Here is a 1,025-nt window from a genome sequence, read left to right as displayed (position 1 = left end):
GAACCGGTGTTGGTGATGCTTGCGCTGGTGGCGTTGAAGGACCCGGCGATGGTGAGGGGGGCGTTGTCGTCGAGGGTGAAGCTGCCGGCGCTGATGCTGCCGAGAGTGGTGATGGAGTTGCTGCCGGTCAGGGCGACGAGGCTTGCGGTGGCATCGAGGTTCGAGGCGGTGACGTAGCCGGTGACGGAGCCGGCATTGGTGATGGTGCCTCCGTTGGCATCGAGGCTGAGGGTCGTGGCGTCGAGATTGGCGTTGATGCGGATGTCCGAGGCGGCGAGGCTTGCGTCGGTGGCGTTGAAGGAACCGGTGATGTCGAGAGAACCAGTGTTGGTGATGCTTGCGTTGGTGGCGGTGAAGGGGCCGGCGATGGTGAGGGGCGCGTTGTCGTCGAGGGTGAAGCTGCCGGCGGCGCTGATGCTGCCGAGAGTGGTGATGGAGTTGCTGCCGGTAAGGGCGACGAGGCTTGCGGCGGCACCGAGGGCAGCTACCGTAATGCCACCATTGCCGGTGAATTCGCCACCTGCCTGCACAATCAACGAGCTATGTTGCGCAAGGAACGGCTGGTTGATGTTGATAGTGCCCGCATCCATCAGGATGTTTGGGATTGAAAGACTGATCGAGCCATCGTTTTCGATCAGCCCGGTCTGGACAGTGCCGATCTGAAGGGAATTCGCACCGATGGCGTTCAAGAGCTGATTTGAAAGATCGAGCGCCGTAGTCGAGGTCCCACCGAGGGCGATGGTATCGAAGCCAAGTGGAGCAAGCGTCACCGCGCCCGAATTCGCCAGGATCGTTCCACCGGCCAGATCCATTCCATTGGCGCTGAGAACGATATTTCCGCCAGACGCTACACTCAGCGTGCCGGCAATAGTGAGCGGCTGACTGTCAGCAACATCAATCGACGAGCCAGCGCTGAGACTCGTGATGACCTTTATGGAGTTGCCACCATTCTGCAGGCTGGCGAAACCTGAGACACTACCTGCCAAGCTATCCGCCGTAATAGCACCAGAGCCGGAAAAGTCGCT

The 1,025-nt window shown here is 60.5% G+C and carries 1 protein-coding gene; it reads right to left on the bottom strand.

Annotated elements, in window-relative coordinates; genetic code table 11:
• A partial coding sequence (locus tag RT91_RS22085; protein ID WP_160321870.1) for a hypothetical protein occupies positions 1-1,025 on the bottom strand: 1,025 nt, incomplete at both ends.

This window comes from Acidiphilium sp. JA12-A1 (assembly GCF_000724705.2).
Lineage (GTDB): Bacteria > Pseudomonadota > Alphaproteobacteria > Acetobacterales > Acetobacteraceae > Acidiphilium > Acidiphilium multivorum.
The sequence above is the reverse complement of the archived record's forward strand: the minus strand, read 5'-3'. Positions and strand labels throughout refer to the sequence as shown.